Annotated in this window: 16 protein-coding genes and 1 pseudogene; 13 read left to right on the top strand and 4 right to left on the bottom strand. The window is 65.4% G+C overall.

Translation table 11 applies throughout. The features are described 5' to 3' along the window. Positions 1–10 precede the first annotated feature (10 nt). The 4 genes and pseudogenes from ubiD (at position 11) to H9L41_RS06000 (ending at position 8831) form a co-directional block, all read left to right on the top strand. Positions 11–1534 carry a 4-hydroxy-3-polyprenylbenzoate decarboxylase gene (gene ubiD / locus H9L41_RS05985; RefSeq protein ID WP_028447862.1) on the top strand — a complete coding sequence of 508 codons (1524 nt, stop codon included), beginning with the start codon at positions 11–13 and terminating at the stop codon, positions 1532–1534. Positions 1535–1934: 400 nt separating this feature from the next. After that, a complete protein-coding gene (locus H9L41_RS05990) occupies positions 1935–4475 on the top strand; it encodes a TonB-dependent receptor (protein WP_084300576.1) in 2541 nt (846 codons plus the stop codon). 154 nt (positions 4476–4629) lie between these two features. Further along, positions 4630–5705 (top strand): annotated as a pseudogene (locus tag H9L41_RS05995) (IS4 family transposase). Between the two features lie 369 nt (positions 5706–6074). Further along, on the top strand, positions 6075–8831 hold the full coding sequence (locus H9L41_RS06000; RefSeq protein ID WP_187523721.1) for a TonB-dependent receptor domain-containing protein: 2757 nt from the start codon (positions 6075–6077) through the stop codon (positions 8829–8831). A 123-nt stretch (positions 8832–8954) separates the two neighbouring features. Here H9L41_RS06000 and H9L41_RS06005 read toward each other — a convergent pair whose 3' ends face one another. The 4 genes from H9L41_RS06005 to H9L41_RS06020 all read right to left on the bottom strand — a co-directional run bounded on the left by H9L41_RS06005 (position 8955) and on the right by H9L41_RS06020 (position 12204). Then, positions 8955–10568: an NAD+ synthase gene (locus tag H9L41_RS06005; protein ID WP_028447859.1), complete on the bottom strand. Its 1614-nt coding sequence runs from the start codon at positions 10566–10568 to the stop codon at positions 8955–8957. A gap of 28 nt (positions 10569–10596) precedes the next feature. Further along, entirely contained in the window at positions 10597–10839 is a 243-nt protein-coding gene (locus tag H9L41_RS06010; protein WP_028447858.1) for a hypothetical protein, read from the bottom strand. 67 nt (positions 10840–10906) lie between these two features. Then, positions 10907–11623, bottom strand: a complete 717-nt coding sequence (locus tag H9L41_RS06015; protein WP_028447857.1) for an SAM-dependent methyltransferase — start codon at positions 11621–11623, stop codon at positions 10907–10909. Continuing rightward, positions 11620–12204, bottom strand: coding sequence for a Maf family nucleotide pyrophosphatase (locus tag H9L41_RS06020; RefSeq protein WP_028447856.1), 585 nt, complete (start codon positions 12202–12204; stop codon positions 11620–11622). Before H9L41_RS06020 ends, H9L41_RS06015 begins: the two co-directional genes overlap by 4 nt. Positions 12205–12314: 110 nt before the next feature. Here H9L41_RS06020 and H9L41_RS06025 point away from each other — a divergent pair, with 110 nt between their 5' ends. From H9L41_RS06025 to fabF, 9 genes are all read left to right on the top strand, one after another. Continuing rightward, the gene (locus H9L41_RS06025; protein ID WP_028447855.1) at positions 12315–12830 is read left to right on the top strand and encodes a YceD family protein; all 516 of its coding nucleotides are present in this window, start codon (positions 12315–12317) and stop codon (positions 12828–12830) included. Between the two features lie 38 nt (positions 12831–12868). Beyond that, positions 12869–13048 (top strand): 50S ribosomal protein L32, encoded by a 180-nt coding sequence (rpmF, locus tag H9L41_RS06030; RefSeq protein WP_028447854.1) that lies wholly within the window; start codon positions 12869–12871, stop codon positions 13046–13048. A gap of 109 nt (positions 13049–13157) precedes the next feature. Continuing rightward, the gene (plsX, locus tag H9L41_RS06035; protein ID WP_028447853.1) at positions 13158–14189 is read left to right on the top strand and encodes a phosphate acyltransferase PlsX; all 1032 of its coding nucleotides are present in this window, start codon (positions 13158–13160) and stop codon (positions 14187–14189) included. 139 nt (positions 14190–14328) lie between these two features. After that, positions 14329–15288, top strand: coding sequence for a beta-ketoacyl-ACP synthase III (locus H9L41_RS06040; protein WP_028447852.1), 960 nt, complete (start codon positions 14329–14331; stop codon positions 15286–15288). Positions 15289–15416: 128 nt separating this feature from the next. After that, positions 15417–16055 carry a glutathione S-transferase family protein gene (locus H9L41_RS06045; protein WP_028447851.1) on the top strand — a complete coding sequence of 213 codons (639 nt, stop codon included), beginning with the start codon at positions 15417–15419 and terminating at the stop codon, positions 16053–16055. Between the two features lie 17 nt (positions 16056–16072). Further along, on the top strand, positions 16073–16999 hold the full coding sequence (fabD, locus tag H9L41_RS06050; RefSeq protein ID WP_028447850.1) for an ACP S-malonyltransferase: 927 nt from the start codon (positions 16073–16075) through the stop codon (positions 16997–16999). Between the two features lie 25 nt (positions 17000–17024). After that, complete coding sequence (gene fabG, locus H9L41_RS06055; RefSeq protein WP_028447849.1) at positions 17025–17768, top strand: 3-oxoacyl-ACP reductase FabG; 744 nt, start codon at positions 17025–17027, stop codon at positions 17766–17768. Between the two features lie 91 nt (positions 17769–17859). Further along, a complete protein-coding gene (gene acpP / locus H9L41_RS06060) occupies positions 17860–18099 on the top strand; it encodes an acyl carrier protein (RefSeq protein WP_028447848.1) in 240 nt (79 codons plus the stop codon). 185 nt (positions 18100–18284) lie between these two features. Further along, positions 18285–19529, top strand: a complete 1245-nt coding sequence (fabF, locus tag H9L41_RS06065) for a beta-ketoacyl-ACP synthase II (RefSeq protein WP_028447847.1) — start codon at positions 18285–18287, stop codon at positions 19527–19529. Positions 19530–19608: the final 79 nt, after the last annotated feature.

Below are 19608 nucleotides of genomic sequence, written 5' to 3' on the forward strand. Positions count from 1 at the left end.
ATTCCCCCGCATGAAATACCACGACCTCCGCGACTTCATGGCCCAGCTCGAAACGCTGGGCGAGCTCAAGCGCATCCGCCAGCCGGTGTCGCCGCATCTCGAGATGACCGAGATCTGCGACCGCGTGCTGCGCGCCGGCGGCCCCGCGCTGCTGTTCGAGAACGTGCCGAGCCCGCGCATGCCGGTGCTGGGCAACCTGTTCGGCACGCCGCGCCGGGTGGCGCTGGGCATGGGCGCCGAGGACGTCGGTGCGCTGCGCGAGATCGGCCGGCTGCTGGCCTACCTGAAGGAGCCCGAGCCGCCCAAGGGCCTGAAGGATGCCTGGGAGAAATGGCCGATCCTCAAGCAGGTGCTGAACATGGCGCCCAAGGTGGTCAAGCGCGCGCCCTGCCAGGAAGTGGTGGTGGAGGGCGCGGCGGTCGATCTCGACCGCATCCCGATCCAGCACTGCTGGCCCGGCGACGTCGCGCCGCTGATCACCTGGGGCCTGGTGGTGACGCGCGGGCCGCACAAGGCGCGGCAGAACCTCGGCATCTACCGCCAGCAGCTGATCGGCCGCAACCAGCTGATCATGCGCTGGCTGGCCCACCGCGGCGGCGCGCTCGATTTCCGCGAGCACGCGGTGCGCCATCCGGGCCAGCCGTTCCCGATCTCGGTAGTGCTGGGCTGCGACCCGGCCACCATCCTCGGCGCGGTCACGCCGGTGCCGGACAGCCTGAGCGAATACCAGTTCGCCGGCCTGCTGCGCGGCAGCAAGACCGAGCTGGTGCAGTGCCTGGGCAATACGCTGCAGGTGCCGGCCAGCGCCGAGATCGTGCTCGAGGGCCATATTGCTCCGGCCGAGCGCGGCTGGAGCGGCCGCAGCGAGCGCGGCGTGCCGATGAAGGAGATCGGCGGCTATCTGCACGCGCTCGAAGGCCCGTACGGCGACCATACCGGTTACTACAACGAGCAGGACTGGTTCCCAGTATTCACCGTCGACCGCATCGCCAGCCGGCCCGACCCGGTCTACCACAGCACCTACACCGGCAAGCCGCCGGACGAGCCGGCCGTGCTCGGCGTGGCGCTGAACGAGGTGTTCGTGCCGATCCTGCAGAAGCAATTCCCCGAGATCGTCGACTTCTACCTGCCGCCCGAGGGCTGCTCCTACCGCATGGCCATCGTCAGCATGAAGAAGGCCTACGCCGGCCATGCCAAGCGGGTGATGTTCGGCGTGTGGAGCTTCCTGCGCCAGTTCATGTACACCAAGTTCATCGTGGTGGTGGACGACGACGTCGACGCGCGCGACTGGAAGGAAGTGATCTGGGCGATCACCACCCGGATGGACCCGTCGCGCGACACGGTGCTGGTCGACAGCACCCCGATCGACTACCTCGACTTCGCCTCGCCGGTATCGGGCCTGGGCTCGAAGATGGGGCTGGACGCCACCAACAAGTGGCCCGGCGAGACCAGCCGCGAATGGGGCGTGCCGATCGCGCGCGACGAGGCGGTCGCGCGGCGGATCGATGCGTTGTGGGGGGAGCTGGGGCTGTGAGCGGGCTGGCCCGAGAAGCGTTGAGGCTGCGGGCGGGTTGGCCTGCGAACGATGGATATTGGACATATGTAGATTTGCGGACCGGTCTTGTCTAGATAGGCGTTCTTCTTTGAAATATATATTCCGTAGCGGTTTGGATGGGCCAAGAGAGGTGTCGTGATGAACCAACACTTGGATACAGAATGTTGCAAACCTGTATGGAAAAATTGCTTGGGCGAGCGCGATGTAAGTAGGATCCCTAACACTTTCGGGGGTGACTGCCGGCTAGAGCCTGGCACTGCTCGACCGAATCCAGGAATGCGCCGTACGGTGGCGTGTTTGCGATAGCGGGGCTTGGCGGGTTTACAAATCGAGCTGGGCCAAGGCTGCTGTTTCGATCAAGTTTGGGGAGATTTACGGCATGATGAAAATGAATCGACTGGCATTTGCACTTGCCACGATGGGTCTGGCTGGCTTTGCCATCGGCGCTTCTGCTGCGGAAGAGATCAAGGCAGAACGCATCGAGGTGACTGGCTCCAGCATCAAGCGTGTCACGGCCGAAGGTCCGGCACCGGTTGAGGTGATCACCCGCAAGGATATCGAGCGTACCGGCGCGACCACGACCAACGAGCTTTTGAAGAGCCTGTCGACCATCGACATCTTCGATCAGGGCGAATTAGCTAGTAACAGTCCGTCGGGCTCGGGTACCGGCAATATCCAGATTCGCGGCCTGTCCGAAACCGATGTGCTGGTTCTATTGAACGGCCGCCGCCTGCCGGTTAACGCCCTGCACGATGGTTCGGGCGCGGGCGCTGCAGTCGACATCAACATGATCCCGATCAGCGCGATCGAGCGCGTCGAAATCCTGAAGGACGGTGGTTCGGCCATTTACGGCGCCGACGCTGTCGCTGGCGTGATCAACTTCATCACCAAGAAGAACTATCAGTCGATCGATGTCCGTGGCAAGTACGGCGTTTCCAGCCGCGACGACGGCCAGGAGAAGAGCGCGAGCGTGACCGCGGGCTTCGGCGACATCCAGGAGCAAGGCTTCAACGTGCTGGCCACGCTCGACGTGTTCAAGCGCGACCCGATCTATCGCAAGGATCGCGACATCTCGAAGTCGGTCGATTTCCGCCGCCTGGGCGGCTCGGATGGCCGTAGCTCGTTCTCGCCCTACGGCAACATCCTGAACGATGACGGCGCCTTCACTGGCGAGCAGGTTCGTCCGTGCCCTGCCGATCAACTGAGCGGCACGCGCTGCCGCTACGACTTTAATGCCAGCTTGCTGACCGCATACAACGGCGCCGATCGCCAGAGCGGCCTGCTGCTGGGTACCGTGAAGATCACCAACGATATCCGGGCCTATGTGCAAGGCTTCTATTCGAAGTCCGAGGACCACTTCGAAGCGCACCCGGTACCTGACTACTTCCTGCTGCCGGATGGCCGCTACTACGCCGGCCGCTTCATGCAGGGCGGCCCGCGGATCACCGATCGCAAGTCCACACTGTCTCAGTTCGTCGCGGGCGTCGAGGGCTACACCGCCAATCTCGACTGGTCCTTCGTGGTCGGTCAGGGCGATGGCAAGGTGACTAATAGCGACAAGAACTACTACAACGCAGACCTGTGGGCGGATGCGCTGGGTAGCGGGCGGATCGATGCCACGGTCAACACCAACGATGCTGCCTTCGTGGAAACCCTGAAGGTCAAGCCGGTCCGTAAGGGCGAATCCAAGAATACCTTCGTCGACGGCAAGATCAGCGGTGAGCTGTTCGAACTGCCTGGCGGCCCGATGGGCTGGGCGGTGGGCGTTTCCCACGTGAAGGAAGAGCTGACCGATACGCCCGATGCCCTGACCCAGGCGGGTAAGGTCGTCGGCAGCATCCAGCAGGCTGCCGTTTCGGCAGACCGGAAGGCTCTCGGTTACTTCGTCGAGTTGCAACTGCCCGTCCTGGACAAGCTCGAAGTGCAGGCCGCGATCCGTTATGACGATTACTCCAGCAGCGCCAAGGGCTTCAAGGACAACGACGCTTCGAAGGCCTCGCCCAAGCTGGCGTTCTCCTATCGCCCGACCAAGAACTTCATGGTCCGAGGCTCCTATAGCGAGAGCTTCCGGATGCCGACGCTGAAGCAATTGTTCGGGGCGTCCGATCAAGGTGCGATCGACGTCGAAGGCGCCGCGGAATGTACCGGTCTCGGACTGCCGGCCAACTGCGAAATCCCGGCGTACCAAGTCGGCGGCAGCAACTCCGCACTGAAGCCAGAAAAGGGCAAGACCTACAACTTGGGTCTCGTGGCCGATCTGGGAGCGTTCTCGGGCTCGATCGACTTCTGGCGCGTGGAGAAGGACAACGCGATCGATCAACCGACCATCCTGGATGCCATCCGGGCCGGCAGCTGGTCGCAAGATCCGACCAACAATCGTTACCTGATTTTCACCAACCTGCAGAACATCTCCCAGGTTGAATCGCAAGGTATCGACCTCGATGCGCAGTACGGCCTCAAGCTGCCCTTCGGCAAGCTGGTGATTGGCGATACCATCACCTACTACCAGAAGACTCGCGAGCGGAAGGCCGGCGAATGGGAGAGCACGCTGGGCATCTATGCCAGCCCGCGTTACCGCAATACGGTCAAGGCTGAACTCGACGCCGGCAAGTGGGCGGGTTCGATGGCGGTCCGGACGACCGGCGGTTTCTACGACACCGACGAGCAGCCCAGCGCCAGCAATCCGCTGCCGGCCGGCACGCGCAAGGTGCCGAGCCACACCGAGACCGACATGATGGTGAGCTTCACCGGGATCAAGGGTCTGCGCCTCGACTTCGGCGTGAAGAACCTGTTCGACCGCATGCCGCCGTTCAGCAACCAGAACGCTTCCGACAACACCTATACTCAGATGGGCTTCGCCGAGCTGTACAGCAGCCGTGGCCGCTTCTATCAACTGGGTGCGCAGTACACCTTCAACTAATCGGTTCGTTTCTTGCTCTGATGAAATGCCCCGCCATGGCGGTAATGCTGTTCACTTAAGCATTTGAGCATCAGCAGATGCTTCTCCGAAAATCCGATGCCAGACCTTCTGGCATCGGATTTTTTCATGACCTTCCAACAGCATCTGCTCTTTCATGTCCTTCCAACAGCATCTGCTCGATCTGGGTGACCTGTTCAACTTCTCCAATCTGAGTACCTTCACCCAGAACATCCCGGTCGAATGGGTGGAATCTGCGCTGCACCTTTCTAGTCAGGCCTTGGCAGGACCTGCAGGTGTTCGCCGTGGACGGTGCGCTGCCGCGCACGCTGGATAGGCCTCAATTCCGAGCGCACTTCGGTTCCGGCAATACCGTCACCGAACGCCAGACGCCGTTTCACATGATGCATCGGGTGGCGTTGATGAACGTGCGCTCCCGACTGATCTTGGATGACCAGCTCAGCCCCTATCGCCGAAGCGAGATACGCCTGGCCCATACCATTCTCCAGCAGATTCCCGATCACACCCTCGCCCTGTTCGACAAAGGCCTCTGCAGCGCCGACCTGCCGCTGAACCTGAACACGCATGGTCAGCACCGGCACTGGCTGATCCCGGCGCGCCAAGGCTTGGTCGGCGAGGAAGTGATCCGTCATGGCGAGCGGGACCGCCTGCTGCGAATGAAGGTTTCACCGCGGGCGCGAAAGCGCAACCCGACACTGCCCGCCTACTGGGAGGTACGCGAGGTCAGCTACGAATGGCAGGACAAGGTCAAAACCGTACTGACCTCGCTGCCGGCCGATCGCTACAGCGCCCGCGCCGTGGCCGAGCTGTACCAGTAGTGCCGGGGGATCGCGCTGGGCTTGCGGGATATCAAGAGTTGCATGCAGCAGGATGCAGTGATCCTGCGCAGCAAGAAGGCCGAGCTGATCTACCTGGAGGTCTGGGGGGCTGGCTTACAACGTGATTCGCCGCGAGGCGGGGCTGGCCACAGCGAGCTTGGGGCGCTTGCCATCCGAGATACGCTGCAAACCGGCGTGCCAATCCATTCCGGCGCAACTGATCGTCATGGCGGCAGCCAATCCGGTCTCGGCAACCGGCTGACGCCTGTCAGAACTGCGGACGGGCGTAGGCGGACTGTTCCTGGCTTACCGCCCCAGGCCCTCAAGACCCAGGACGGTGAGGATCTCCAAGACCCGCTATCCGGTGGACTTCAAGGCTGCTCGGCTTAAGTGAACAGCATTACGCCATGCGGGCCTTTTTTACTTTTGCCGGCGCCCGGGACTGGGTCGCCGGTTTGCGGGAGCATGATCGGACGCAGGCCCGTAGCCGACGGTCCATGTGCCGGGTGTTGTTGTATTGAAACATTCAGGGGCGGCATGTTGCATATGTGCCGGGAAGAATTGCTGCGGTAAGCCTAGTGTCAGTAGGATTCGAAACACTTTCGGCGGTGGTTGACTAGACCATATCGGTTTGTGCCCCCACTCGTTGAAGCTAGGAAGCGCCTTACCGGGTGCTTATACGGAATAAGTACTTAGGGCCGACAAGTGGCTCAGGTGTGACCGTACCGATCCAAGTCTTGGGGAGATTCAAAGCATGATGAAAATGAAGCGACTGGCCTTCGCAGTTGCCACGATGGGCCTGGCGGGCTTCGCCGTTGCGGCGCACGCGGCAGATGAAGAGCGGAAAGTCGAAAAGATCGAAGTGACCGGTTCGAGCATCAAGCGCATCGCCAAGGAAGGCGCCTTGCCCGTACAGACCTTCAAGCGCGAGGACATCCAGCGCTCGGGCGCGACCAGCGTGCAGGATCTGGTGCAGAAGCTGCCGTCGATGCAAGGCTTCACCGCACCGGCCGTGTCGGTCGGCGGTGGCGGCGGTGGCTTCTCGGGCGCATCGATCCACAACATCGGCGAAGAGCACACCCTGGTTCTGCTGAACGGCACTCGCGTGGCCAACTGGGCCGGCAACTCGTTCCAGAGCAGCGGCGGCGTCGACCTGAACACCCTGCCGGTCTCCGCGATCGAACGCGTCGAAATCCTGACCGACGGCGCTTCGGCTATCTACGGCTCCGATGCGATCGGTGGCGTGATCAACTTCATCCTGCGCAAGAACGAAACCGCCGGCGAAGTCACCCTGACCGGCACCGTGCCGTCCAAGCAAGGCGGCGCCGACTACAAGGTCAGCGTGACCAAGGGCTTCGGCGACCTCAACAACGACGGCTTCAACGTACTGCTGGGCTACAGCCACGACGAACAGAAGGCCATGAAGGCCACCGATCGCGAGTTCGCCAAGAGTGGCCTGATCGACTTCGAGCACAACGGACGGAAGCTGCGCTTCTTCAACGGCTCGATCAACTCGATTCCTGCCAACCTCGAGGTCTATCGCGAGTCGATCGAAGACGATGCCTACTTCGGCACGCCGTACTACGACATCAACGGCAAGTGCGCCCCAGCCCACGTGTTCCGTGGCGGTGCCTGCCGCTTCGACTACACCTCGACGATCGAGATCAATCCCGAATCGAAGCAGGACAGCTTCGTCGGTTCGTTCAGCGCACGTCTGGGCGGCGACCATACGCTGTATGGCGACCTGCTGCACTCTAAGTTCAAGATGACCTCGCGGATCGCGCCGGCACCGATGTCGGGCTTCGCCATCAACAACGGTACCGCGGGCTGGAACAACGCAATGGCCCAGGCTCACGCGGCCGATCCGACCTTCGTGGCGGACGCGGACGATCAGGCCATCATCTATTTCCGTGCGCTTGATGCCGGCAACCGCACCACGCTGGATGAAACCACCGCCACCCATGCCACCCTGGGCCTCAAGGGCGTGCTGGTAGGCTGGGACTACAACGTCGGCTACACCCATTCCGAGAGCAAGTGGGACGAGTACTACACCCGCGGCTGGGTTTCGGCCAACAAGATCCAGGCCGCTCTCGACAACCTGGTCATCGACCCCTTCAAGCTGCCCGGTTCGAACGTAGCCGCATTCAACGATATCCAGTTCACCGGCCTCTACAAGAGCGCCAAGTCGACGCTGGATTCGGTCGACGTACGTGGTTCGCATGAGCTGTTCGAGATGCCTGGCGGTTCCGCCATGCTCGGCGTCGGCGCATCGTTCGTGCGTGAAGCGCAGAATTACAACCCATCGTCGACCGCGCGCGGTGTGGGCGACCAGATCGCCGGCGACTCGGCGACCGAAGTGCCGTTCGATGTCAGCCGCAATGCCTGGGGCGTGTTCAGCGAACTCGCACTGCCGGTGGCCAACAACCTCGAACTGACCGGTTCGGTGCGTCATGACAGCTACGACAAGGTGAACGACGGCTCGGCCACGACGGCCAAGGTGTCGGCCCGTTGGCAGCCAGCCAAGACCATCCTGGTGCGCGCTTCATACGGTACCGGTTTCAAGGTCCCGACCGTCACCCAGACTCAGGACGGCTTCGTTCAGCAGTTCGGTGTGACTGGCGGTACCCACCCGGCTTGCCTGGCCGTACCGGCCGGCGATCCGCTGTCGGGCGTCTGCTACCCGTCGGCTACCCAGTGGACGCAGTTCAACGCGACCAACGCCGACCTGCGTCCCGAGAAGTCCGAGCAATGGACCATCGGTTTCCGCGTCGAGCCGACCAGCAACTTCTCGATCGGCGTCGATCTTTGGAACGTCAAGATCGACGATCTGATCGACTCGGTGGATGAGGACACGGCCTTTGCCGATCCGGCCACCTACCGCAGCGCCTTCAGCAGCTGGTACAACCCGCAGTCCCGCAAGAACGAGCCGATCTTCCTGGCCAAGCTGTTCAACATGGGCACCACGGTCACCCGCGGTCTGGACATCGACGGCCGGCTCGGCTTCAAGACGCCGATCGGTCGCCTGACGACTCAGCTTGGCGCGACCTACATGCTGAAGAATGACTACCAGACCATCAAGGGTGGCGATTTCCACAGCAATGTCGGCAAGTATGAAGATGGCGAAGTTACCTTCCGCTTCATCAGCAAGCTGAGCGCGACACTCGAAAGCGGTGCCTTCACCCATGTCGGTACGCTCAACTACAAGTCGGGCTACCGCGACGTGGTGCAGCGCGCCGACGATCCGGCCGGTTGCGCAGTGCGTTCGGTCAATGCCGATGGCACCACCGGTGGTTGCGTGACGGTGGACGATCATCAGGTCGGTTCCTACACCACCTTCGACTGGCAGACCCGCTACCAGCTGAACAAGTCGCTGGCGCTGACCTTCGGCGTGCTGAACCTGTTCGATCGCGATCCGCCGTTCACCATCCGCAACAGCGGCCCGCACCAACTGGGCTACGACGCGCGCTATACCGATCCGCGCGGCCGTGCCTACAGCCTGAGCGGCAGCTTCAAGTTCTAATCGGCTGTCCGGTGCAAGAAAAAGCCTGCGGTGAGAACCGCAGGCTTTTTTCTTTGTTGCCGCATTCGGAAATGCGACAGATCCTGCATGGGATGTGTGCCGTGCCTTCGCCGGATCTGCTGGCTAGCTGAAGAACTTGTTGGTGATCGGATAACGCCAATCCTTGCCGAAGCTGCGCGGCGTGATCCGCGCCCCCACCGCTGCCTGCCGGCGCTTGTACTCGTTCACCTTCAGCAGCTTCACCACCCGCAGCACATCCGCCTCGGCGTAGCCGGCCCGCACGATGTCGGCGATCGACTGGTTGCGCTCGACGTAGCGCTCCATGATCGCGTCGAGGATTTCGTAGGGCGGCAGGCTGTCCTGGTCGAGCTGGTTCTCGCGCAGCTCGGCCGACGGCGGCCGCGTGATGATGCGCTCTGGGATCACTTCCGACACCGTATTGCGCCAGCGCGACAGGCGGAACACCAACGTCTTGGCGATGTCCTTGAGCACCGCGTAGCCGCCGGCCATGTCGCCGTACAGCGTGGCGTAGCCGGTGGTCATCTCCGACTTGTTGCCGGTGGTCAGCACCAGCCGGCCGGTCTTGTTCGACAGCGCCATCAGGATCACGCCACGGGTGCGCGACTGCAGGTTCTCCTCGGTGGCGTCGACCGGCAGGCCGTCGAACTGCGGCGCCAGCGCGGCCAGGAAGGACTGGAACATCGGCTCGATGTCGATCTCGTCGTACTGCACGCCGAGCCGCCGCACCATCTCGCGCGAATCGTCGAGGCTGATCTGCGCGGTGTAGCGCGTCGGCATCATCACCGCGCGGACCTGCTCGGCGCCGAGCGCGTCGACCGCGATGGCCAGCGTCAGCGCCGAATCGATGCCGCCGGACAGGCCGATGATGGCGCCGGGGAAGCCGTTCTTGCGGATGTAGTCGCGCGTGGCGAGCACCAGCGCGGCATAGATGCTCTCCTCCTCGCTGCGCGCGGGCGCTTGCGGGCCGGGCAGCAGGTCGCCGTCGTGGAATTCGAGCACGGCGGTCGCGGTCTCGAAGGTAGGCAGCTGCGCGACGACTTCGCCGGCACGGTTCATGGCGAAGCTGCCGCCATCGAACACCAGCTCGTCCTGGCCGCCGACCCAGTTGCAGTAGACGACGGGCAGGCCGGTTTCCTCGACGCGCTGCCGCACGATGGCTTCGCGCACGTCTTCCTTGCCGCGGTGGTAGGGCGAGGCGTTCGGTACCAGCAGGATCTGGGCGCCGAGCTCGGCGGCCTCGGCGGCCGGCTCCAGGTGCCAGATGTCCTCGCAGATCGGCACGCCGACGGTGACCACGCTGCCGTCATGGCAGCGCTGCTCGAACACGCAGGGCGAGGCGCCCGGCGTGAAATAGCGGCACTCGTCGAACACCTCGTTGTTGGGCAGCACCATCTTCTGGCCGCGGCCGAGGATATGGCCGTCGCGCATCACGGTGACGGCGTTGAAGCGCTCCTCGCCCAGCATCAGCGGATGGCCGACCACCAGGGTGACGTCGTCGGCGACGTCGAGCAGGCGGTCGAGCTGGGCATTGCAGGCGGCGTAGAAGCTCGGCCGCAGCAGCAGGTCCTCGGGCGGATAGCCGGCGATGGTCAGCTCGGGCACCAGCAGGATGTCGGCCCCGGCGGCGCGCGCTTCGGCCAGGAGGCCGATGACCTGGTCGGTATTGCCGGCGAGGTCGCCGACGGTGGCGTTGAATTGGGCTACGGCGATTTTCATATGCGAACGGGTTACGTTTTTTCTTCAACTAACCGACGAGTTCCAGCCGACGCTCGACGCGACCAAGGCGTTGATCCACATCGTCGATCCGTTTGTGGGTAATGGCCAGGTCGCCGTGCAGCAGGCTCAGATCGCGCCGCATGCCGGCGATATGCTCTTCGAGCGAACCAACGCGCAGGGTCAGCCCTTCCAGGGCCTTGGTGTTAGCCGCCATTTCCATGCGAATCGCCTTGAGGTGCTCGAGAACCAGATTTTCGATTTGTTCAGCCATGATTTTCCTCCTTGGGGGCCTGAACTCATTGTATCCGCTCTCCGATGCCGGTATTCCGCGGCGCGCTTCAGCGCCCGGCGTAGAGCACGAACATGGCCGGTCGCTTCTTCAGCTCGGGCCGTGGCTGGGCCTGCCAGCGCGCCAGCGGCTGGGACACGATCAGCTCTTCGGCGGTGGTCAGGTTGCGCGCCACTGTCAGCCAGGTGTCGCGGCGGCAGGCCTGCAGCACTGCGTCGACCATCGCGTCGTTACGATAGGGCGTCTCGATGAACAGCTGGGCCTCGTCGTGGCGAGCCGAATCGCGCTCGAGCTCCTTCAGTCGCTCGAGCCGCGGGCCGGCCTCCACCGGCAGGTAGCCGTGGAAGCGGAAACGCTGTCCGCTGGCGCCGGCCGCCATCAGCGCCAGCAGGATGGACGAGGGGCCGACCAGCGGCGCGACGCGGATGCCGCGGGTGTGCGCCAACCGCACCAGCTCAGCGCCCGGGTCGGCCACGCCGGGACAGCCGGCTTCGGAGATCAGGCCGACGTCGTGGCCGGCTTCGAGCGGGGCCAGCAGCGCGGCCAGCTCGGCGGCGCGGGTATGCTCGTTGAGCGCGCTCATCGCCAGCTCGGCCATCATGCGCTCGGGTCCGTAGAGCTTGAGGAAGCGCCGCGCGGTCTTGGGGTTCTCGACCACCCAGTGGCCGATACGGTTGGCGATGCCGCGCACCTCGGCCGGCAGGATCGCCTCGAGCGGGCCGTCGCCGAGCGGGGCGGGGACCAGGTAGAGCGTGCCGGCGCTCATGGCAGCGGATGGCCTTCTTCGCGCAGCATGCGGCACAGCTCGATCAGCGGCAGGCCGATGATGGCGGCCGGGTCGCTGCCTTCCATGGCGGCGATCATGGCCACGCCGAGGCCCTCGGTCTTGGCGCTGCCGGCGCAGTCGTAGGGCTGCTCGCGCTCCAGGTAGCGGGCGATCTCGCCATTGCTGTAATCGCGCATGGTCACCCGCCACGGCACCACCACTTCCCGGGTATTGCCGCTGGCCGCGTTGTGCAGCGCCAGCGCAGTGTGGAACACCACGGTGCGCCCGCGCATGGCTTGCAACTGGGCGAAGGCGCGCTCGAAGTTGCCGGGCTTGCCCAGTTGCACGCCGTCGAGCAGCGCCACCTGGTCCGAGCCGATGATCAGCGCGGCCGGGAAGCGTGCCGCCAGCGACTGCGCCTTGAGGCGGGCCAGCCGCGTCGCGGTGGCGGCGGCGGTCTCGCCGGCCAGCGGGGTTTCGTCGCAGTCGGGCGCGGCGACGTCGAAGGAAATGCCGAGGCGTTCGAGCAGCTCGCGCCGGTAGCGCGAGGTGGAGCCGAGGACGAGTTGGGGCGTGCTCATGGTCGGTGGGAAATCCTGTTTGCCTGCTGTTGCGGCAAGGCCGCGGCTCATGCCGAAAAGGCAGTTTTCTTTTGACGATTCAACGGCCCGAAGTATATCATTCACCGTTTATGTCCAACCCCGTCTTCGACAACGGCGAATTCGCCCGCAACCGCCGGACGCTGCAAGGCGAGCTGAAGCTGGCCGACCTTCCGCGCATCGGCGGCGAAGTGCTGGCCGCCACGCCGATCGGCTACGCGCTGGCCGGCGGCATCGACCGCCTGCAACGGCCGACGCTCGACCTGGCGCTGAACGGCGAGCTGCAGCTGAAGTGCCAGCGCTGCCTCAAGCCGGTGTCGTTCGAGCTCGACGTGGCGACGCGTTTCACGCTGTTCGCCGACGAGGCCCGGATGAATGCCGCCGAAGCCGACGACGAGGACCTCGAAGGGCTGCTGTTCGAACACGAGTTCGCGCTGATCGGCCTGATCGAGGACGAAATCCTGCTGTCGCTGCCCTACGCGCCGGCGCACGATGCGTGCGAAGCCGGCGATGGTGCGGCGGCGGACGCGGTGGCGACACCGCAAAAGCCTAACCCGTTTGCCGTGCTGGCGGATCTCAAGGGCAAGTTGAAGCGCGGCGAACACTGACTTTTTCGTATTTTCGAGTTTGATCCAGGAGCAAAACCATGGCCGTTCAACAGAACAAAAAATCCCCGTCCAAGCGCGGCATGCACCGCGCCCACGACTTCCTGACCGCTCCCGCGCTGGCCATCGAGCCGAGCACGGGCGAGGCCCATCTGCGTCACCACATCAGCCCGAACGGCTTCTACCGTGGCCGCCGCGTGATCAAGGCCAAGGGCGAGTAATCTCCCTTGCCGTCAGGGCAGTCCCTTTCGGGAAAGGCGCACTCCTTGCGAGTGCGCCTTTTTCATTTCGAGCTAGCGCTTGGCGCAGGCCAACATTAACCTCCGCGGCATGGAAATCACTGTTTCGATCGATGCGATGGGCGGCGACCACGGCACGCACGTGACCGTTCCGGCCGCCCTCAAGTTTCTCAAGGCCCACCCCGACGTGAACGTGGTGCTGGTCGGCCTGGCCGATGCCATCGAGGCCGAGCTCAAGGCACGCCACACCAAGCCCGGCCCCCGCCTGCGGGTGCACCCCGCCAGCGAGGTGGTGGCGATGGACGAGGCGCCGCAGTCGGCGCTGAAGAACAAGAAGGACTCGTCGATGCGGGTCGCCATCAACCTGGTGAAGACCGGCGAGGCGCATGCCTGCGTATCGGCCGGCAACACCGGGGCGCTGATGGCCACCGCCCGCTTCGTGCTGAAGATGCTGCCCGGCATCGAGCGGCCGGCCATCGCCAAGATGCTGCCGAGCCAGCGCGACGCCACCTGCGTGCTCGACCTCGGCGCCAACGTCGAATGCTCGCCCGAGCAGCTCTACCAGTTCGGCGTGATGGGCGCGATGCTGTACGGTGCGCTGCGCCACAAGGAGCGGCCGAGCGTCGGCCTGCTCAACGTCGGCTCGGAGGACATCAAGGGCAACGATACGGTCAAGCAGGCGGCCGAGCTGTTCAAGGCGTCCCGGCTCAATTTCCACGGCAACGTGGAGGGCAACGACATCTACAAGGGCACGGTCGACGTGGTGGTGTGCGACGGCTTCACCGGCAACGTCGCGCTCAAGGCCTCGGAAGGCATCGCCAAGCTGATGGCCGAGCTGCTGCGCGACGAGTTCAGCCGCAGCTGGTGGCGCCAGCTGGTCAAACTGGTGGCGGCGCCGGTGCTGCTGAGCTTCCGCAACCGCATGGACCCGCGCCGCTTCAACGGCGCGAGCCTCTTGGGCCTGCGCGGCATCGTGGTAAAGAGCCATGGCGGCGCCGACCGCTTCGCCTTCTACTGCGCGCTGGAACAGGCGCTCGAGGAGGCGCGTTCGGGCGTGCTGCACAAGATCACCGCGACCATGGCCGAACACGTGACGGCGATGGAGGAGGGCGACGACGCCTGAGCGCCGTCGGCGCCGATTTCCGGATCGGCGCAATGGTTTCATCCGCAGGACTGCCTGCGCTACAACGACCCGCGCGACCATGAGCGCGCGGGCGATCCCCAAGCGAAGCGCCGCCACGAGCGGCGCGATGGAGACCGAATTGCCGCATTCCCGCATCGCCGGTACGGGCAGCTACCTGCCCGCCCGCATCCTCGACAACGCCGAACTGGCCCGGCAGATCGACACCTCCGACGAATGGATCGTCAGCCGCACCGGCATCCGCGAGCGCCGCATCGCCGCGGCCGACGAGACCACCAGCGACCTGGCGCTCAAGGCCAGCCGCGCCGCGCTTGAAGCGGCCGGGGTCGATGCGTCCGAGCTCGACCTGATCGTGGTGGCGACCGCCACGCCCGACGTGGTCTTCCCCAGCACCGCCTGCATCCTGCAGGACAAGCTCGGCGTGCACGGCTGCGCCGCCTTCGACGTGCAGGCGGTCTGCGCCGGCTTCGCCTATGCGCTGGCCACCGCCGACCAGTTCGTCCGCGGCGGCATGGCGCGCACCGCGCTGGTGGTCGGCGCCGAGGTGTTCTCGCGCATCCTCGACTGGAACGACCGCAAGACCTGCGTGCTGTTCGGCGACGGCGCCGGCGCGGTGGTGCTCAAGGCGTCCGAAGAGCCCGGCATCCTGGTCACCAAGCTGCGCGCCGACGGCCGCTACCGCGACATCCTGTGCACGCCGGCCTCGGTCGCGCACGGCGGCGTGGTCGGCACGCCCTTCCTGCACATGGATGGCCAGGCGGTGTTCAAGTTCGCCGTGAAGGCCTTGGCCGAGCTGGCCAGCGAGACGCTGGAAGCGGCCGGCCTGCCGCAGAGCGAGCTCGACTGGCTGGTGCCGCACCAGGCCAATATCCGCATCATCGAATCGACCGCGCGCCACCTCGGCCTGCCGATGGACAAGGTGGTGGTCACGCTCGACCGTCACGGCAACACCTCGGCCGCCTCGATCCCGCTGGCGCTCGACGAGGCGGCCCGCGCCGGCAAGTTCAAGCCGGGCGAATTGCTGATGCTCGAGGGCATCGGCGGCGGCTTCGCCTGGGGTTCGGCGCTGCTGCGCTGGTAGCCGTCCTGCTGGCCGCCGGTCGTGCATCTGGCTCGAACAAGCGACCGCTTGCTGGCAAGAGCAGGCGTCCACGCGTAATATTCGCCGGCATTTCGCGGCAAATTCGCCGAATTTCACAGGAGTTGGCCATGTTCAAACTGTACGGCTCCCCGTTTTCGAACTACCACAACAAGGTCAAGCTGGCGCTGCTGGAGAAGGGCGTCGCCTTCGAGGAGATCGCCGCCGGTCCCTCGCAGGAAGCCGACTACCTGGTGCGCTGCCCGACCGGCAAGGTGCCGTATTTCGAGGTCGATGGCACGCTGTTCTGCGAATCGCAGGCCGCGCTCGAGTACCTCGAAGAAGTCTACCCGGACCATCCGCTGCTGCCGGCCGAACCGCTGGCGCGCGCCCGGGTGCGCCAGCTGGTGCAGATGCTGGAGCAGGACGTCGAGCTGGTCGCGCGCCGGCTGCTGCGCCATGCGCTGTTCGGCGCGCCGCTCGACGAGGGCGTGAAGGCCGAGGTGGCGACCCAGCTCGACCGCGGCCTGGCCGCTTTCGCCCGGGTGGCGAGCTTCTCGCCCTGGCTGGCCGGCGACCGTTTCACCATGGCCGATTGCGCCGCGGCGGTGCATATCCCGCTGGTGACGCGCCTGACCCAGGCGGTCTACCAGCGCGACTGGTTCGCCGATCTGCCGGTCGCCGCCTACCTCGAACAGCTCAAGCAGCGCCCCGCCTACCGGCGCGTGCGCGACGATCTCGAAGCTGCCCGCGCCGCGCGCGGCCAGTGAACCCGGAGGAATCCACCATGAAGCTCGCTTTCGTCTTTCCCGGCCAGGGCTCCCAGGCCGTCGGCATGCTCGACGCCTTCGCCGACCTCGACGTGGTGCGCGAGACCCTGGCCGAAGCCAGCGCCGCGCTCGGCCAGGACGTGGCCACGCTGATCGCCGCCGGCCCCAAGGAAGCGCTCGACGCCACCGTCAACACCCAGCCGGCGATGCTGGTCGCCGGCGTCGCGGTCTACCGCGCCTGGCTCGCCCGCGGCGGTCGCCAGCCCGATTTCCTGGCCGGCCACAGCCTGGGCGAATACAGCGCGCTGGTCGCGGCCGGCGCGCTCGGCTTCGCCGACGCGGTCCGCCTGGTGCGCCTGCGCGCCGAGGCGATGCAGGACGCCGTGCCGCAAGGGCAGGGCGCGATGGCTGCCATCCTCGGCCTCGACGACGATTCGATCCGCGCCGCCTGCGCCGAAGCGGCCCAGGGCGAGGTGGTCGAGGCGGTCAATTTCAATACCCCGGGCCAGGTGGTGATCGCCGGCGCCAAGGAGGCCGTGGCGCGCGCCTGCGAGCTGTGCAAGCAGAAGGGCGCCAAGCGCGCGCTGCCGCTGCCGGTATCGGTGCCCTCGCACTGCGCGCTGATGAAGCCGGCGGCCGAGAAGCTCGCCGCCGCGCTCGCCGCGATCGAGATCCGTACGCCTGTCATCCCGGTGCTCCACAATGCCGACGTCGCCGCCTACGCCGATCCGGCGCAGATCCGCGACGCGCTGGCGCGCCAGCTGCACAGCCCGGTGCGCTGGGTCGAGACGATCGAGCGGCTGGCCGCCGACGGCACCACCGTGGTGGCCGAGTGCGGACCGGGCAAGATCCTGGCCGGCATGAGCCGCCGCATCGTCGACGGCCTGCAGTCGTTCGCGCTGACCGATCCGGCCGCCTTCGACGCGCTCGCCGCGGCGGTCTAAGAATCCAGAACTGGAGCACAAGAGCATGTCCCTGCAAGGCAAAGTCGCGCTGGTCACCGGCGCTTCGCGCGGCATCGGCCGCGCCATCGCCGAGGCGCTGGCGCGCGATGGCGCGACCGTGGTCGGCACCGCCACCAGCGAGCGCGGCGCGGCCGACATCGCGGCCTACCTGGCCGAAGCCGGCGCGACCGGCACCGGCCTCGCCCTCGACGTGAACGATCCGGCCGCGATCGAGGCAACGCTGAACGAGATCGAAAAGGCCTACGGCAGCGTCGCCGTGCTGGTCAACAATGCCGGCATCACCCGTGACCAGCTGCTGCTGCGCATGAAGGAAGAAGACTGGGACGCCATCATGGATACCAATCTGCGCTCGGTATTCCGGCTGTCCAAGGCCGTGCTGCGCGGCATGATGAAGGCGCGCTGGGGCCGCATCGTCAGCGTCGCCTCGGTGGTCGGCAGCACCGGCTCGGTCGGGCAGACCAACTATGCGGCGGCCAAGGCCGGCATGATGGGCTTCACCCGTTCGCTGGCGCGCGAGGTCGGCAGCCGCAACGTCACCGTCAACTGCGTGGCGCCGGGCTTCATCGATACCGACATGACCGCGGTGCTGGCCGACGAGTACAAGCAGAAGCTGCTGGGCCAGATTCCGCTCGAGCGGCTGGGCCAGCCGCAGGAGATCGCCGACGCGGTCGCCTTCCTCGCCAGCGAGCGGGCAGGCTACATCACCGGCAACACGCTCCATGTGAACGGCGGTATGTACATGAATTGATGGGGATTTCCCCGTTTTAAACTTGCGCCCGGTTTTTTTGCTAGAATGCGGGCGCTTTTGACCATCCAATACGAAAGGTTTGGGTTCAAGAATGGAAAACATCGAACAACGCGTGAAGAAGATCGTCGCCGAGCAACTGGGCGTCAACGAAGCCGATATCAAGATCGATTCGTCCTTCGTTGAAGACCTGGGCGCCGATTCCCTCGACACCGTTGAACTCGTGATGGCGCTCGAAGAGGAATTCGAGTGCGAAATTCCGGACGAAGAAGCTGAAAAGATCACCAACGTTCAGCAAGCCGTCGACTACGTCAAGGCACACGTCGGCAAGTAATGCCCGCTGGACCGGCCGCCCGCGGGCGGCCCGACGAACCCGCAAGACCCCCGTGCGTCGTTTTCGCATGGGGGTCTTGTCGCATATACGTTCCGATTTGAGCAGTTGCTTGTTCGAGTTCGCCGCACCGTCATCGAGACGCGCTAGGCTGGCGCGATCGGAACCGCAGTAGAAGGAAAGACACCATGTCCAAACGCAGAGTCGTCGTCACCGGCCTGGGCCATGTCTCGCCGGTCGGCAACGACGTCGCCACCGGCTGGGCCAACCTGCTGGCCGGCCGTTCCGGCATCGCCACCATCACGCGCTTCGATGCGTCCGATCTCGCCTGCCATATCGCCGGCGAGGTCAAGGGCTTCGACGTGACCCAGTACATCAACGCCAAGGACGCCCGGCGGATGGATCTGTTCATCCACTTCGGCATCGCCGCAGCGCTGCAGGCGATCGCCGACGCGGGGCTGGACGACGCCGGGCTCGACCGCGAGCGCGTCGGCGTCAACATCGGTTCCGGCATCGGCGGCCTGCCGCTGATCGAGGAGACCGGCGTGGCGCTGATGCAGGGCGGTCCGCGCAAGATCGGCCCGTTCTTCATCCCCGGCTCGCTGATCAACATGATCGCCGGCCACGTGTCGATCCTGAAGGGCTACCAGGGCCCGAGCTACGGCATCGTGTCGGCCTGCACCACCGGCGCCCACTGCATCGGCGACGCGGCGCGCATCATCCAGTACGGCGACGCCGACGTGATGGTGGCCGGCGGCGCCGAGGGCGCGATCGCTCGCCTGGGCATCGGCGGCTTCGCGGCGATGCGCGCGCTGTCGACCCGCAACGACGACCCGGCCACCGCCAGCCGGCCGTGGGACAAGGGCCGCGACGGCTTCGTGATGGGCGAGGGGGCCGGCGTGCTGGTGCTCGAGGAATACGAGCACGCCAGGAAGCGCGGCGCCCGCATCTACGCCGAGCTGGCCGGCTTCGGCATGAGCAGCGACGCCCACCACATGACCGCCCCGTGCGAGGACGGCGACGGCGCCGCGCGAGGCATGCGCAATGCGCTGCGCGATGCCGGCATCAACGCCGACGAGGTCGACTACATCAATGCCCATGGCACCTCGACGCCGCTGGGCGATGCGGCCGAGACGATGGCGGTGAAGCGCTGCTTCGGCGACCACGCCAAAAAGCTCGCGGTGAACTCGACCAAGTCGATGACCGGCCACTTGCTCGGCGGCGCCGGCGGCGTCGAGGCGGTCTACTCGGTGATGGCGCTGCACGAGCAGAAGAGTCCGCCGACCATCAACCTGTTCGAGCAGGACGTCGACGGCGGCTGCGACCTGGACTACGTCGCCAACACCGCGCGCGACATGCCGATCCGGGTGGCCATCTCCAACTCGTTCGGCTTCGGCGGGACCAACGGCACGCTGGTGTTCAAGCGCGCCTGAGCGGTCGCACCGAACGAAAGAGGCCGTCCTTCGGGGCGGCCTTTTTCGTTCTTGCGCAACCGTGCACATCCCGGCCGGC

Origin of the sequence: Chitinimonas koreensis, from assembly GCF_014353015.1 — a bacterium.
GTDB classification, from domain to species: Bacteria; Pseudomonadota; Gammaproteobacteria; order Burkholderiales; family Chitinimonadaceae; genus Chitinimonas; species Chitinimonas koreensis.

What these genes read in the sequence shown, in the direction of transcription:
- ubiD (WP_028447862.1), top strand. Translation starts at nt 11, where the DNA reads ATGAAATACCACGACCTCCGCGACTTCATGGCCCAGCTCGAAACGCTG.
- H9L41_RS05990 (WP_084300576.1), top strand. Translation starts at nt 1,935, where the DNA reads ATGATGAAAATGAATCGACTGGCATTTGCACTTGCCACGATGGGTCTG.
- H9L41_RS06000 (WP_187523721.1), top strand. Translation starts at nt 6,075, where the DNA reads ATGAAGCGACTGGCCTTCGCAGTTGCCACGATGGGCCTGGCGGGCTTC.
- H9L41_RS06005 (WP_028447859.1), bottom strand. Translation starts at nt 10,568, where the DNA reads ATGAAAATCGCCGTAGCCCAATTCAACGCCACCGTCGGCGACCTCGCC.
- H9L41_RS06010 (WP_028447858.1), bottom strand. Translation starts at nt 10,839, where the DNA reads ATGGCTGAACAAATCGAAAATCTGGTTCTCGAGCACCTCAAGGCGATT.
- H9L41_RS06015 (WP_028447857.1), bottom strand. Translation starts at nt 11,623, where the DNA reads ATGAGCGCCGGCACGCTCTACCTGGTCCCCGCCCCGCTCGGCGACGGC.
- H9L41_RS06020 (WP_028447856.1), bottom strand. Translation starts at nt 12,204, where the DNA reads ATGAGCACGCCCCAACTCGTCCTCGGCTCCACCTCGCGCTACCGGCGC.
- H9L41_RS06025 (WP_028447855.1), top strand. Translation starts at nt 12,315, where the DNA reads ATGTCCAACCCCGTCTTCGACAACGGCGAATTCGCCCGCAACCGCCGG.
- rpmF (WP_028447854.1), top strand. Translation starts at nt 12,869, where the DNA reads ATGGCCGTTCAACAGAACAAAAAATCCCCGTCCAAGCGCGGCATGCAC.
- plsX (WP_028447853.1), top strand. Translation starts at nt 13,158, where the DNA reads ATGGAAATCACTGTTTCGATCGATGCGATGGGCGGCGACCACGGCACG.
- H9L41_RS06045 (WP_028447851.1), top strand. Translation starts at nt 15,417, where the DNA reads ATGTTCAAACTGTACGGCTCCCCGTTTTCGAACTACCACAACAAGGTC.
- fabD (WP_028447850.1), top strand. Translation starts at nt 16,073, where the DNA reads ATGAAGCTCGCTTTCGTCTTTCCCGGCCAGGGCTCCCAGGCCGTCGGC.
- fabG (WP_028447849.1), top strand. Translation starts at nt 17,025, where the DNA reads ATGTCCCTGCAAGGCAAAGTCGCGCTGGTCACCGGCGCTTCGCGCGGC.
- acpP (WP_028447848.1), top strand. Translation starts at nt 17,860, where the DNA reads ATGGAAAACATCGAACAACGCGTGAAGAAGATCGTCGCCGAGCAACTG.
- fabF (WP_028447847.1), top strand. Translation starts at nt 18,285, where the DNA reads ATGTCCAAACGCAGAGTCGTCGTCACCGGCCTGGGCCATGTCTCGCCG.